At 36.1% G+C, this 13,084-nt stretch carries 11 protein-coding genes; 5 read left to right on the top strand and 6 right to left on the bottom strand.

What is annotated here, in order from left to right:
* Positions 1-116: 116 nt before the first annotated feature.
* Complete coding sequence (locus tag F6K23_RS38355) at positions 117-725, bottom strand: rod shape-determining protein (protein WP_293166137.1); 609 nt, start codon at positions 723-725, stop codon at positions 117-119.
* A 58-nt stretch (positions 726-783) separates the two neighbouring features.
* Positions 784-2,214, bottom strand: coding sequence for a hypothetical protein (locus F6K23_RS38350; RefSeq protein WP_293166135.1), 1,431 nt, complete (start codon positions 2,212-2,214; stop codon positions 784-786).
* 523 nt (positions 2,215-2,737) lie between these two features.
* Between F6K23_RS38350 and F6K23_RS38345 the strand changes: the two genes are divergently transcribed.
* Positions 2,738-2,896, top strand: a complete 159-nt coding sequence (locus F6K23_RS38345; protein ID WP_367267949.1) for a type II toxin-antitoxin system HicB family antitoxin — start codon at positions 2,738-2,740, stop codon at positions 2,894-2,896.
* Positions 2,897-3,088: 192 nt separating this feature from the next.
* On the opposite strand, the gene F6K23_RS38340 is transcribed toward F6K23_RS38345, so the two are convergent.
* Positions 3,089-3,589, bottom strand: a complete 501-nt coding sequence (locus tag F6K23_RS38340) for a hypothetical protein (RefSeq protein WP_293166133.1) — start codon at positions 3,587-3,589, stop codon at positions 3,089-3,091.
* A gap of 127 nt (positions 3,590-3,716) precedes the next feature.
* Between F6K23_RS38340 and F6K23_RS38335 the strand changes: the two genes are divergently transcribed.
* Positions 3,717-3,947, top strand: coding sequence for a hypothetical protein (locus tag F6K23_RS38335; protein WP_293166131.1), 231 nt, complete (start codon positions 3,717-3,719; stop codon positions 3,945-3,947).
* Positions 3,948-4,335: 388 nt separating this feature from the next.
* On the opposite strand, the gene scpB is transcribed toward F6K23_RS38335, so the two are convergent.
* Complete coding sequence (scpB, locus tag F6K23_RS38330; RefSeq protein ID WP_293166129.1) at positions 4,336-4,848, bottom strand: SMC-Scp complex subunit ScpB; 513 nt, start codon at positions 4,846-4,848, stop codon at positions 4,336-4,338.
* A gap of 874 nt (positions 4,849-5,722) precedes the next feature.
* Here scpB and rpmI point away from each other — a divergent pair.
* The 3 genes from rpmI (at position 5,723) to F6K23_RS38315 (ending at position 7,191) form a co-directional block, all read left to right on the top strand.
* Complete coding sequence (gene rpmI / locus F6K23_RS38325) at positions 5,723-5,920, top strand: 50S ribosomal protein L35 (protein ID WP_124142915.1); 198 nt, start codon at positions 5,723-5,725, stop codon at positions 5,918-5,920.
* A gap of 18 nt (positions 5,921-5,938) precedes the next feature.
* Positions 5,939-6,295 (top strand): 50S ribosomal protein L20, encoded by a 357-nt coding sequence (rplT, locus tag F6K23_RS38320; protein ID WP_293166127.1) that lies wholly within the window; start codon positions 5,939-5,941, stop codon positions 6,293-6,295.
* A gap of 365 nt (positions 6,296-6,660) precedes the next feature.
* Positions 6,661-7,191 (top strand): tetratricopeptide repeat protein, encoded by a 531-nt coding sequence (locus tag F6K23_RS38315; protein WP_293166125.1) that lies wholly within the window; start codon positions 6,661-6,663, stop codon positions 7,189-7,191.
* A gap of 607 nt (positions 7,192-7,798) precedes the next feature.
* Here the strand turns inward: F6K23_RS38315 and F6K23_RS38310 are convergent.
* Together F6K23_RS38310 and F6K23_RS38300 are read right to left on the bottom strand one after the other, a co-directional pair.
* Complete coding sequence (locus F6K23_RS38310) at positions 7,799-11,878, bottom strand: PAS domain S-box protein (protein ID WP_293166123.1); 4,080 nt, start codon at positions 11,876-11,878, stop codon at positions 7,799-7,801.
* A gap of 853 nt (positions 11,879-12,731) precedes the next feature.
* Positions 12,732-12,893, bottom strand: coding sequence for a hypothetical protein (locus tag F6K23_RS38300; protein WP_293166122.1), 162 nt, complete (start codon positions 12,891-12,893; stop codon positions 12,732-12,734).
* Positions 12,894-13,084: the final 191 nt, after the last annotated feature.

Here is a 13,084-nt window from a genome sequence, read left to right as displayed (position 1 = left end):
AGTGTGTTAGGATGCAAGCCAAGTATTTCTACGGCTTTCCTTAGTGGAACATAACCCATAATGCTATATTAACATATAGGAGCTTATGTGAGCAAATATTAGCAAATTATCAATAGTTAGTCAACCCCTAAATTTAAACCAGAATCTATTGGATTATCATTTTTATCTATCACCCAAGTAAAATCTGTTGTAGATGAACCTATATCAATAACTAGAACTGACTTAGCTAATTCAGATGGTTTAATTGTTCCAGCTTCTTTAGCGTGCATAAGAGCAGCACGAGACTCTTGAACTATAGATACGTTTTTAAGCCCAGCTTCAGTCATCATTTGCTGATAAGCATTTTTTTCTGCTGTTTGCCAACCCGAAGGACAACCAACAAAAAAATAGCTTTTTGTAACTTCTTCAATATTTTTATTCTCAATCAGTTTTTTGTAGACTTCTGCAACAAAATCATGAATATTTTGCTTCTGTGAATCATTACAAGTAGAAGGTTTTTTCTTAAAGGAAATTCCAAGGCTCTGCACGTCCGCTTGTTGCATAGCATTTGCTCCAATTATTATCTTACCCTTTTTATTTTTTCCAACAGCAGTAATTTGAGATTTTTTACCGTTAATTTCGATTATTTGTGGTGGTTCTTTCAATATCATCGGAACTTCGCTTAGAGAAAATTCTCCATGACCTAAATCAAATCCAATGACTTTTGTGAACTCATTGTCAATCATGATGTTTACCTCTTTTTGATTTTGATAGTGATGTTTATGAATAGGTTGTCGTTTCTATTTATTCTTGGGGTAATTCTGTTTGATTTTCGTCAGAACTATTTGGCTGTAGTTGAGTGGGAGAAGATGAATCAGCAGAAGTTTCAAGCACTAATTCATCTGGCTCTACCTGGTCTACCTGAGTCTGGTTATCAACAACTATTTGAGATTCTAATTCTGTTGCTTGTGCTTGAGGAGAAGATGAGGAATCGCCAGAAGTTTGAGCCACTAATTCCTCTGGCTTTACCTGGTCTACCTGAGTCTGGTTATCACCAACTATTTGGGATTCTAATTCTGTTGTTTGTAGTTGAGGAGAAGATGAGGAATCGCCAGAAGTTTGAGCCACTAATTCCTCTGGCTTTACCTGGTCTACCTGAGTCTGGTTATCACCAACTATTTGGGATTCTAATTCTGTTGTTTGTGCTTGAGGGGAAGAGGGGCGATCGCCAGAAGTTTCAGATACTAATTCTTCTGACTCTATCTCGGTCTCATTATCATCAACTGTTGAAGCAGGTTGAATAACACGCCCTTGCTTGATTATTTTATTGTCTTTAACTAGAGCAGGAACAAGAGTCACATAATCCTTACTATCTGGATTTAGACTAGGCTCAAACTCAAACATTTCCTCTTGCTCTTCAGTTGGCTGTTTCTGTTCTTGACTTAATTCAAAGAATTTTGCTTGAATCTGATATCTTCTCAAAATTGTTGGTAGCTGTTCTATTCGCTTTCGCGTATAATCAGGAAGTAAATTTTTTTCATAGTCAGCATCTCCCATCAGATTTTGCAGAAATTCCAAAACATCACTATGATTTTCTATTGTTGGTTTGGGAGGTGGCTCTGGTTCGGTAAACTTAGAAACATCTCGATCAATTCGTTTGAGTTGTTGTTCTAGTTCTGAAAGTAATCTTTCAATATCTATATCTATTAACTCAGATATTGGCTTTTCTATCTGAGAATTAATAGTTTCTTCAGAAGATTTAGTTTTTTCATTACTTTTGAAAACTTCTAAAAGATTAGGAGCAATACCACCTAATGCTGCTGAGGTCACTAAAAATGGTATAGCAGCATTAGCTACACCTGATACAAAAATTGCTGTCCCCGCCATTAAAGCAGCACTGCCAATAGTACTAATTAGTGAAGTTTCAATTCTTTCCTTTTTTTCCTGAGCTATAAAAGGTAATACACCAGTTTCTTCTGCTTTGGAACTTGAAACTTTGTTTTGTTCTCTAAGTACAATTAACTGTTCAAGAGATAAACTAAGAACTGTTAACTGTCCTATAGCAACACGTCCCTGTAAAGGTGTTAATCCGTTAATATACTCACCAGATATATCTGCAAGCTTGCTAATTTCAATTTGGACTATTTCTACAACTTTCTCAACAGTTGTTACCGTTTTTAATTTTTCTTCAAGTTCCTGTTTTCCTTGTTGAAAATACTCTACTAAAGTTTTCATAATCAATCCTCCATATAGATTTAATAGTATTTTCTAGTCCCTTCAAACTCCTCGTCACTCATAGGCCACTTAATACTACGACTCCTCTACTAGCTTCCTAACTTCTAGCAAAAAACTTGTTAATCTCAGATATACTGAACTTCTCTACAATCTAAGCTTTGGCCTGATAATTTATATTAGACTTGTTGCTAAATAAATACAATTTAATATATAAAGACTCCTAACTGCCAACCAATTTCCAGAAAAATTTAGAAAACTTAAAAGTGATCGCTCTTAAAGAAACTATACTTTAGTCCAGAACCTTCACTAATATCGGCCACCTAGTCTAAAATTCTATCGTCTAGAAACTTCAGCCAATGCTGCACTACCAAATAATCCTCCACTGGAGTCATTTCAGTTATCAGTTATCAGTACCAACCGCTAAAGCCAGAGGCAAGAACATACTTAAGTTGATCTTTTTTTATTCCCTTGAAAGGGCAGGAGGCTTGAGACCTTCTTTTTTGGTCAAGAAACAAGAGCATTTATAGCAAAAGTTCCAGAATTAGAAGGTTGTATTGCTGATGGAGAAAGCTATCAACAAGCAGGGCAAAATATAGAAATAATTATGCAACAATGGATAGAAACTGCTCAAGAATTAGGACGAGAAATTCCGACACCAAAAACACGCTCAATATTGGCATAATTTATGAATAATTTTTGAGCGATCGCCTAGCATAACCTCAGAATCGCGAAGCATACTGTAAAAATCGTCTAGTCAAAAAAAACAATTACACTAAAAAATTAAACGATGAGCAGATGCAGCAACGCCTTTTGAATTCGATATTACTTTTTGCGGTAGATTAGAAACGTTTCATCCTATTAATATTAATTAATCTCAAACATATTTATAGGCTCGCCTCGCCGTCACTGGGTTAAACTGAGTATCCACAAATTGAACCGGATCGTGGGTTTCAATCCACAAATGAGCCCCACAATCTAAAGGTTGATAGGGTTTATAAACTATACGACACTCACCCTTAAGAATTATCTGATACCCCAAATCATTACGGTTTCTCTGCTTCACAGATACTACTGGTTTCAATTGATCGGGAGTCATTAGAGGATCGTGCTTGATTCTCTTGCCATTTTTTTTAATTTTCTGTTGATTGACATGAATTATCGTCGGTTTCTTTCGTTCCTGATGACACCAAATACCTTTCGGACCTCTTGTGCCTGGTACGATCACAGGCATTTTCCGCTCACCATAAACAGGAATTTGCCAAAATCCTTTATGCTTATAAGCACCTCTAATTCTACCTTGAGAAAGTAGAACTCTTACTCGTTGACAACAAATACCTAATAAAAAAGCAGCTTCTCTAGTTGTAATAGTAGTCATTTGTACTATAGCACTATAGTTTTTATATAATACTAATTATAATTTTATACTTCTCAAGTATAGTCATCCAATTAAGAAAATGTGTAATGAATGTAACATATTTTTTGATGATGATCGGATATTGCTGATGGTGAAACCTATAAGGAAGCACTGCAATTCAGGTAAAAATAATGATGCAAGAATGGATAGAAACTGCCCAAGAATTAGGACGAGAAATTCCTACACCAAAAACTCGGTCAATATTGACATAGATAAAACAGGCGATCGCTACTTTTTTTATTATAATTTTTTGTGCTATCCTAAACAAGAATTAGGACGAGAAATTCCGACACCAAAAATTCGGTTAATATTGTCATAGATAAAATAGGCGATCGCTTAGTTTTCCATTATTTATCAAGTTTTGTTTTTTGTAGAAATATCCTATAATTATTTATTGAGCCAATACACTCGCTTTTCTATCATCCCTTTGATTGGCCTTGGCAGTTATAATAGACATCTCCGAAAAAGAATAGAATTTTTGCAGAAGTAGGCAACAGCGGTGCGACCCCGCGTCGGTGTCATACGCCAGGGGATGCGCACTCCTGTGAGGCAACAGCTCCGGAAGGCAACAGGGAAGAAAATTTCTGAAAAAAGACACAAAATATGATCTATATGTGTAATTTCCGGAGATGTCTAATCATTGCCTATCCCATCATATTGAGTGGATACGATTCTGCCTACTTAAGAATTATTTGTATTTCCAAATTTTATTCCTCTTCATCATTAGATAAAGAATTAAGGTCAAGTGATAATTGTTGGGGAAGTTTATCTAGTTGGAAATACTGATGAAATTTATCTGTGACTTGTAACCAATAAGAACGAGATTCCTTTTGACGACGTTTACGAACAAACCCCAAAGCAACAAGCTCTGGGACGTGCTGATAAATTCCCGAACCACGAATATCTACTAATTCTGATTGACTAATACCTCCTTTGAGAGCGATCGCTGCTAAAGTCCTCAGAGCAGCTACTCCCAACTCTGGTTGAATCAAAGATTCTATCAACTCAGCGAAAGTTGCTTTGAGTTGAAGACTGTAGCCTTTTTCTGTTTCTACAACTTCTAAAGCAGTATGTCGGTGGGCATATTCAGACATTAATTCGATTAAAGCATCTTTGATTTGGCCACGATCGCATTTGGCAATCTCAGCAATTTCAGAAATGGAGAGGGGTTGTCCCTTGAGGTATAAAATTGCCTCAATTTTGCTAGGAAGACTAAACATTTAGTATCATTACTCTGAGCGTAATTGTGATTAGAAAACTTTGCTCATCAATGAAGCGCAAAGTAGTCTAGTCCGATTTTTGTATCATAAGGTTGTTGTTACGTCAAACTTGGAGTCCAAATCTAATACAATTTTGGGTGTTGCTGAAGCGCGTGTATGATATCATGTCCGGTCGCATCGCAGCGTGTATAGAATTAAGTTTCAATTGAAAGAGACCCTTTCCTAGGTCATGCTACGCAAACAGCATAGCAGCATAGCAGCATAGCTGCCTTCCTTCCAGCAAAGTATAAGTATTCAAACGGACATGATATGATATTAATTTTAATTAGTTAGGAGTCAGGAGGACTGAGTCAGGAGAAAGAAAAGTGCTTTTCGGTCAATTAAGTAAAGACAATATCTAATTTTGCCATCTTTGAATGACTGTTAATTTACCTAAATTAGTTATTTCATACCTCAAATCACCAACGCCCAATTTTGGGTATATAGGGATAATTATGTGTATTTTTACTACTCATATAGAATCCGGTTATATAGTATATGTTGATAATTCTATCATTACTTCAATATTTAATCGGACCCACTCCCCCACTCCCCTTCCCCTATTCCTAACTATACAATAACTATTCAACCGGATTCTATATCATATCAAATCTGTTCCTAATTACCTACCTCAACTATAAGTTAAATTAATTTTGCACAGATACTTAATATCATTTATCATTTTGGATTTAGTCAACTCTCCAGCTAAGATTACCCAGTTTGATCTTTACCTTCAGGGTAAGAAGAGCTTCAGAGATTAAAAATAAAGTAAGCCTTTTATTTTAACAAACTTTTGTGCTATAATAAAATATTGTGTGTAAAATACTGCAAAATCATGCCAAAACTAAAAACTCGCAAGGCAGCAGCTAGACGTTTTAAAGTCACGGGCAGTGGAAAAATCATGCGTCGTAAAGCTTTTAAGAGTCATCTGTTGCAACATAAAAGCTCCACTCGCAAGGGTCGTCTGTCTAAAATGGCTCTTGTCCATGAGACTAATGAAGAAAATGTACGTTTAATGCTTCCATATTTGTAAAATTTTAGGGGAAAATTTATGACCAGAGTCAAAAGAGGTAATGTTGCCCGTAAACGCCGTAACAAAGTTCTTAAACTAGCTAAAGGATTTAGAGGTAGACAGTCTAAACTATTTAAAGTAGCTAACCAGCGAGTCATGCAGGCGTTACGCAATGCCTATCGTGATCGCCGTAAACGCAAACGGGACTTCCGTCGTTTATGGATTACTCGGATAAATGCTGCAGCTCGTCAACAGGGCATGAGTTATAGTCAACTGATAGGTAATATGAAAAAAACTAATATTGCCATTAACCGTAAAATGTTAGCCCAATTAGCAGTTTTAGAGCCTGAAACTTTTGCTAAAGTAGTTGAATTAGCAAGTCAAGCTAAAGAATAATATCAACTAGAAGATTTAGGGAGTTGGGAACCGGGAATTTTAATAGTAGCTACTTCCTACTTCCTACTTCACTCTTATAGCGCTACGCGCAAGTCAGAAGTCACTAGGGGCGCGATTCGGCAGCTTTGCGGAACGCAAATGTCATTCGCCCGTACAGAAGTCAGAAGTAATCCCTGATAACTTTGAGTATTTATTAATGTGCGCGCCTTATTTACGTAGTGCTATAAAATTTCACATCTAGTGCAGGATGGCGGAAATAACTGACCAGTTACAAAATCCTAAAACTATTACAAATCAAAAATGATTGACTTTTAACTTCCGCGTAGCGGCACTAGCCTTATTACTGATAAAAATTAATATTAATTATGGATAGTACTCTACCAGTTTTATACCTATTAATACTACTGATATTATTGTCTGTGGCAGGTATATTTGTCATTCGCCAGATTGCGAAGACAAGGAAAACTGAAATTCAGCTTTCTAATTTGAAAAGTAAACTGACAAAAGAACAGGGAACAATAGATGAATATTATCAGCTTGGCAGTATATTTTTAGAAAAAAAATTGTATTCTCAAGCAACTGAATTGTTACAAAAAGCTCTGAAATTAAAAGGTTCAGAAAATTCAGAAAGTTTTGCTAAAATTTATAATGCTCTTGGTTTTTCTTACTTTGCTAAAGAGCAATACGATATTGCTATTAGGCAATATAAAGAAGCATTAAAAATAGACCCTAATTATGTAACTGTTTACAATAATTTAGGCCATGCTTATGAGAAGAAAAAATTAACTGCTCAAGCTTTAGAAGCTTATGAGTCAGCATTGAAATGTGACCCAAAAAATGATACTGCAAAAAGACGTGCAGAATCTATGAGAAAACGTTTGATACCATCTTCTTGATATATTCCCGACGGTGAAAACCGCAAAATTGATTGGTATTCCCATGGGACGCTCCCTTGCAGGAAAGTGCGAATCTTCAACCAACGTTTAGATCAAATCTTAATTACTTAACTATTTAGACATCTCCGATAATCAAAAATCAAATCAATTATCGCACAGAAATTATCAGTTATTTCCCCCTACTCCTTACTCCCTCTTTTCCGGAGATGTCTATTAGCTATTGATCTCGAATCCGGTTAATTGCACATAGAATCCGATTATATAATAGACATCTCCAAAAATCAAAAATCAAATCAATTATCGCACAGAAATTATCAATTATGCCCCTCCTGGGAGGGGGAGGGGCGAGGGGTGGGTTGTCTGTTGCCAGTTGCCTCTTTTCTGGAGATGTCTAATATATGTTTATCAGGACTTACGCAGACACTCTACTTATGGTGAGGGCAAATGCCATTTGCGTTCCGCAAAGCTCCGAATGGCGCCCCTACAAATGGTGGTTTAAAGGTCAATTTGCATAAGTCCTGTTTATAATTCTATAATTACTTTCATATTTAATCTCCCCCCACTCCCCCACTCCCTCACTCCCTCACTCTCTCTTTTCTGGAGATGCTTATTGACTACTGAGCTTCATCGGAATTTTGATCACAAACTCTGTACCTTTTCCAAGATTAGAGTTACATTTTAGGCTACCGCCATGTTTCTCAACTACAATTTCATAGCTAATAGACAATCCTAGTCCAGTACCTTTACCAACTTCCTTAGTTGTAAAGAAAGGATCGAAAAGACGTTCTTTAGCTTCTGGTGCAACACCAGATCCATTATCCCGAATACAAATTTGTACAAATTTACCAACAATCTTAGTGGAAATTTCAATTAGACTTGGTTCTAATTTAATTTGTTCGGTAGTCCGCTTTGCATCTTTTTCTTCAATAGCATCAATGGCATTACTAATAATATGAATAAATACCTGATTAAGCTGTCCTGGATAACATTCCACTTCTCGAAGATTACCATAATTTTTAACTATCTTAACTGCAGGAAGATTATTTCGCCTATTAATACGATTGTATAAAATAGTAAGAGTGCTATCAATTCCTTCATGGAGGTTGGCTTTTTTTTGTCCAGATTCATCAAGGCGTGAAAAATTTTTCAAAGATTTGACGATATTTTCAATACGATTAGCTCCCACCTTCATTGAGTTGAAAAGTTTCGGTAAATCTTCCTGCAAAAATTCTAATTCTATCGCTTCTATTTCTTCCTTAATTTCAGGATGTGGGTGAGGATAATGGGTTTGATATAGCTCAATCAAATGTAATAAATCTTGAGTATATTCCTTAGCATGGGAAAGATTGCCATAAATAAAACTGACAGGATTATTAATTTCGTGAGCTACTCCTGCTACAAGTTGACCCAAACTAGACATCTTTTCATTTTGAATCATCTGAGCTTGAGTGCGCTTCAGTTTCTTGAGAGTAGCTTCTAATTCTGCTGTCTTACTGCGACTTTGATTATAAAGTTCTGCTTGAGTCAAGGCAATATCTAACTGTTCCACTACAGCTTGTAGTAAACTAATTTCTGTATCTCTCCAGTGGCGTACCTGAGTATGATTATTACATATTAATGCTCCAATTTGACCTGATGTTTTTTGAAAGGGAACAGACAGAAAAGATTGAATTCCTATTGATTTGAGCAATTTTCTAAATATTTGATCTGGTTCTAAGTCAGTATTAACTACTTTGATAACTTCTAAATGCAAAGCCTTCTGATTGATCGAACCGAATATCGAAGCTGGGTTCTTTTGTGGTATATCGGGCAAACCTGGAAGTTGAGATACATTACTAGAATACCAATAAGGTTCTTCTGCATCAGTACAATACCAGGAAAAAAGACATCGGTCTGTTTGCATCAACTCCCGAATTCTATTGAGAGTAGTATTTAAAATAGTTTCAATATCCAAGGACTGGCGTATCTGACTGATAATTTGGTTAAAAAGTTGTTCTCGTTGGGCCTTTTCTCGTAGTTTTTGTTCGCTACGCTTGAGTTCAGTAATATCTCTTGTCATACCCACAATACCAATAATATTGCCTTCAGCATCTTGAAAAGGTGTTTTTGTCGTGAGCAAGGTTCTGAGTTGACCTTGTATGGGCACAATTTCCTCATAATTTTTTGAGTTGCCACTATTAATAGTTTGGCGATCGGTATTTCTGATTTCTCGTACAACTTCTAGAGGCAATATAACTGTCTCATTCTTGCCAAGAAGATCGTCAACTGATTTATTAAAGCTCTCAGCAAAAGCAGAGTTAACTAGCAGAAATTGTCCTTGTAAATTTTTGGCAAAAATTAAATCTGTTGTACTATTAATTACTCCATTTAATAGGTTGTAACTCTCCTTGATTTTGGCTTCTGCTTGCTTGCGATCGCTAATATCCCTGCAAATATAAATAAGTCCTACATCTGTCATTGTCAAAGCAATTTCCTCCTCAAACCTTGTACCATCTTTCCGTTTAGCAACACACTCTCCCCGCCAAAAACCTTGTTTCTCCATTATAGGAAAAGCCTCTTTCTTGATACGTTCTAATTCTTCCTGTTCATATAAAATTTGCCAACTTTTTCCGAGTAACTCTTCTACGTTATCGTACCCGAGAATATGTAGATGAGCATGATTTATGTATGAGTAATGTTCTCCATCAGCTAAAATTGCAATCCCATCAATTGCTGCTTCAATTGCCATCATTTGCTGTTTGAGTTGTTCTTCTACTCGCTTGCGTTCAGTGATATCTGCATAAGTACCGAGAATACCAAATATTCTACCATTTTCATCAACTAAAGGAACTTTGCAAATATCTAGCCAAACTTGCTCACCATTAGGAAGTTGTCTTTGCTCAACTAAGTGCATTTGTGGTTTACCAGATAGCATAATTTCTCGATCGCTCTGTTGTTCTAATCTTGCCTCCTCCTCACTCAAGGCAAAATTATAGTCTGTATTGCCAACAATTTCTTCGCAAGATTGGTGATTGATTTCTCTAATAAACGTACTATTACAACCTTTGTAAATACTATTGCAGTCTTTCCAGAAAATAGCTTGGGGCAAAGTATCTACAATAGTTCTGAGTAACTGTCGTTGTTCGACTAATTCAGACTGAATTTTTTGGCGTTCTGTGACATCATGCGCCATACTGAAAAGACTAATTAGCTGATGAGCATCATCATAAAACGCAAAATTGTGCCACTCACAAATAATAATTTTTCCTGTTTTAGTTATGTTTTCATTAATATTGAATGTTCCTCCTGTTCCTGCAAGTAACTGTTGAATTACTTGAGCTACATCATCCTGAGCTGAGGGAGGAACAAGATTAAATTCTGAGGTTGACTTACCAAAGACTTCTGCTTTGCTATAACCAAAGATTTTTTCTGCAGTATGATTCCAGTCAACAACGCGAAAATCAGCATCAAATTCTATTGCAGCTAGAGGAGACTTTTCAAAAAAATATCTTAATTTTTTTTTGCTCTGACGCAAGGCAACTTCAGTTTTCTTTAGTTCAGTAGTGTCAAGAATAATGCCATCCCAATAGACATTTCCATCTTTTTGTTTGCATGGCATTGCAGTTGCTTGTAGCCACTTGAACTTGCCAGAAGGAGTGGTAATTCTATATTCTGTTTGCCATATTGCTTCAAGTTTGAATGCCTGAGTTACAGACTGCTGAACAGTAGGGAGATCGTCGGGGTGAACTAATTCCCACAACATACTATTATCCTGAAGGGCAACTTCAGGATCGACTTCGTAGATATCATCACAACCGTCACTCAGAAAAGTAAATTTTCCTGTGGGTTCTGTAGGAGATTGACAATATTGATAAAAAACTCCAGGGGTACTATCCGCAATGCGTCGAAAACGATCCGTAACTTCTTGTAGTTGTGCTGCTGTTTGCTTTTTCTCAGTGATATATTCAATGGATACTACTATACCTGTAACATTTCCTTCTTGGTCATGGAGTGGTACTTTGTTCGTATCGATCCAAGCTTGACTACCATCTGGACGATGTTGGGTTTCTATCATATTAAACTCTGGGGTGTTAGTTTCCATAATTCTCAAATCGCACTCCCGATACCACTCAGATTCTTCTTTGGTCGAAGGCAGATCGTAGTCAGTTTTACCAATAATGTCTGTAGGTGATGAAAAACCACAAATTTGAGCAGCGTGACGGTTACACCCTAAAAAAACGTTGTTGCGGTCTTTCCAAAAAATCATTTGAGGTAAGCTATTGATAATTGAGTATAATAACTGTTGCGACTTTTGAACCTGTTTCAATTCAGTTATATCTTGAGAAAATGTTACTAAATAACTAATTTCTCCTTGACTATTACGCAGAGGAATTTGATGGATAGCTAAATAGCGTTCTTCTGTATGATCATTTAGTTTGACTTGGATCGTTTTTTCTACTGGATGTCTATGGTTTGCCTCCCTGCTGAATTTTAAAATTTCTGTTTGATTTTCATTGCTGAGTTGTTGAAAAGCACGATTACTATAAAATATTTCCTGGTTCGTCAAATCTTGACAAATCAAGTTTTCAGGTAAAATATCTAATATTTGCTCCAACTGATATAAACGTTCTTGAATAATAGCATTTTCATTTTGTAAATCAACTAACTGTTTTTGGCAGGTGCGCAAACTATTGACATCATATTTCATAACTTTTTACTCGCTAATATTAGGAATATATATTATTTTGATTAGTTGAACATTCACTAATATCATAACTAATATCATTGTTTTTGACATCTGTATTTATATATAGTTAAAGCATACTAATTTTATGGGTTTCACAAAAATAAGAGCCAATAACTCTACTGCTATAGATTATGTCATTAGCTAGGTAAAGACTAAATACCATTTTGGTTTCAACTGTAAAAATATTTGACAGGAAAAAGACAAAATTATGATAAAAAGGAATCAGAATAATGATATTGTCCATAGCAATTGTTTTCTGGGTTTGCTGAATGACTTTGCACTCTAAAGCAAATCCTTCTCTGTAGCGATCGCTATAATTTGCTTGCTGGGGTTGAAATTGTTTTTCTCAGATTAGATCGCCATATTTATTAATATTACTGACATCAGTACTTATAATATTATGTCCGTTTAATAACGTTCTGGAAAAAACCGAGCTTCTAGCTTCAATGGAAATTAGCTATTGTTAACAGAACTGAAAAAGGGTTTAAAGTTTTGCCCAGACGCTGGGTGGTAGAGAGGACTTTTGCGAGGGTGCGGCCGTAATCGTAGACTTTCTTGCATATTATGAAGAACATCCTCACAATAGCGAAGCTTTGGTTTATATTTCCATGATTCGTTTAATGCTAAAACGGTTAGCGATCGCTACTAATACTTCATAATTCTTTACAAACAGTCTCTAAAGAATTACAGCGCTTTTCATTTCGGTAGACCACAAGGTAGGGACGTTGCATGCAACGTCCCTACAGGGTTTTGGTGATGACGATGTGGTTTATTGACCTGAAAACTGCTGTAAGATTAATACCATACACGCTCTTCAGCAAACCCTAGCTATTAGTGTTTGAGCTGATGCAGATGTATGAAGGTCACATATTTCTGCTAATTTTCGATAATGAGTTCTCATACTTTTGGAGGATGGTTTAATCGGCGTTTTCAATCCTTTCGGTTTTTTCATGTCTATGGATTTGGCAAATTCCATAAGTCTTTCTTCGGGGTTGCACATTATGGAATGATATTGCCAAAAATTAGTTTAGACTTTGACTACTGGACAGTAAAAAGTTTTTTGATTCAAAATACAATTGGTTTCATGTGACATGCGTGCTCCAGATTCGACCGTCTCGTATCTGGGGCGATCGAGTACTTAAGAATTTTGTCATTCTTTAGACCTGA

This window comes from Okeania sp. SIO2C9 (genome assembly GCF_010672455.1).
Taxonomy (GTDB): Bacteria; Cyanobacteriota; Cyanobacteriia; order Cyanobacteriales; family Microcoleaceae; genus Okeania.
The sequence above is the reverse complement of the archived record's forward strand: the minus strand, read 5'-3'. Positions and strand labels throughout refer to the sequence as shown.

Coding starts and splice junctions, on each gene's coding strand:
- F6K23_RS38355 (WP_293166137.1), bottom strand. CDS start 725: ATGATTGACAATGAGTTCACAAAAGTCATTGGATTTGATTTAGGTCAT.
- F6K23_RS38350 (WP_293166135.1), bottom strand. CDS start 2,214: ATGAAAACTTTAGTAGAGTATTTTCAACAAGGAAAACAGGAACTTGAA.
- F6K23_RS38340 (WP_293166133.1), bottom strand. CDS start 3,589: ATGACTACTATTACAACTAGAGAAGCTGCTTTTTTATTAGGTATTTGT.
- F6K23_RS38335 (WP_293166131.1), top strand. CDS start 3,717: ATGGTGAAACCTATAAGGAAGCACTGCAATTCAGGTAAAAATAATGAT.
- scpB (WP_293166129.1), bottom strand. CDS start 4,848: ATGTTTAGTCTTCCTAGCAAAATTGAGGCAATTTTATACCTCAAGGGA.
- rpmI (WP_124142915.1), top strand. CDS start 5,723: ATGCCAAAACTAAAAACTCGCAAGGCAGCAGCTAGACGTTTTAAAGTC.
- rplT (WP_293166127.1), top strand. CDS start 5,939: ATGACCAGAGTCAAAAGAGGTAATGTTGCCCGTAAACGCCGTAACAAA.
- F6K23_RS38315 (WP_293166125.1), top strand. CDS start 6,661: ATGGATAGTACTCTACCAGTTTTATACCTATTAATACTACTGATATTA.
- F6K23_RS38310 (WP_293166123.1), bottom strand. CDS start 11,878: ATGAAATATGATGTCAATAGTTTGCGCACCTGCCAAAAACAGTTAGTT.
- F6K23_RS38300 (WP_293166122.1), bottom strand. CDS start 12,893: ATGGAATTTGCCAAATCCATAGACATGAAAAAACCGAAAGGATTGAAA.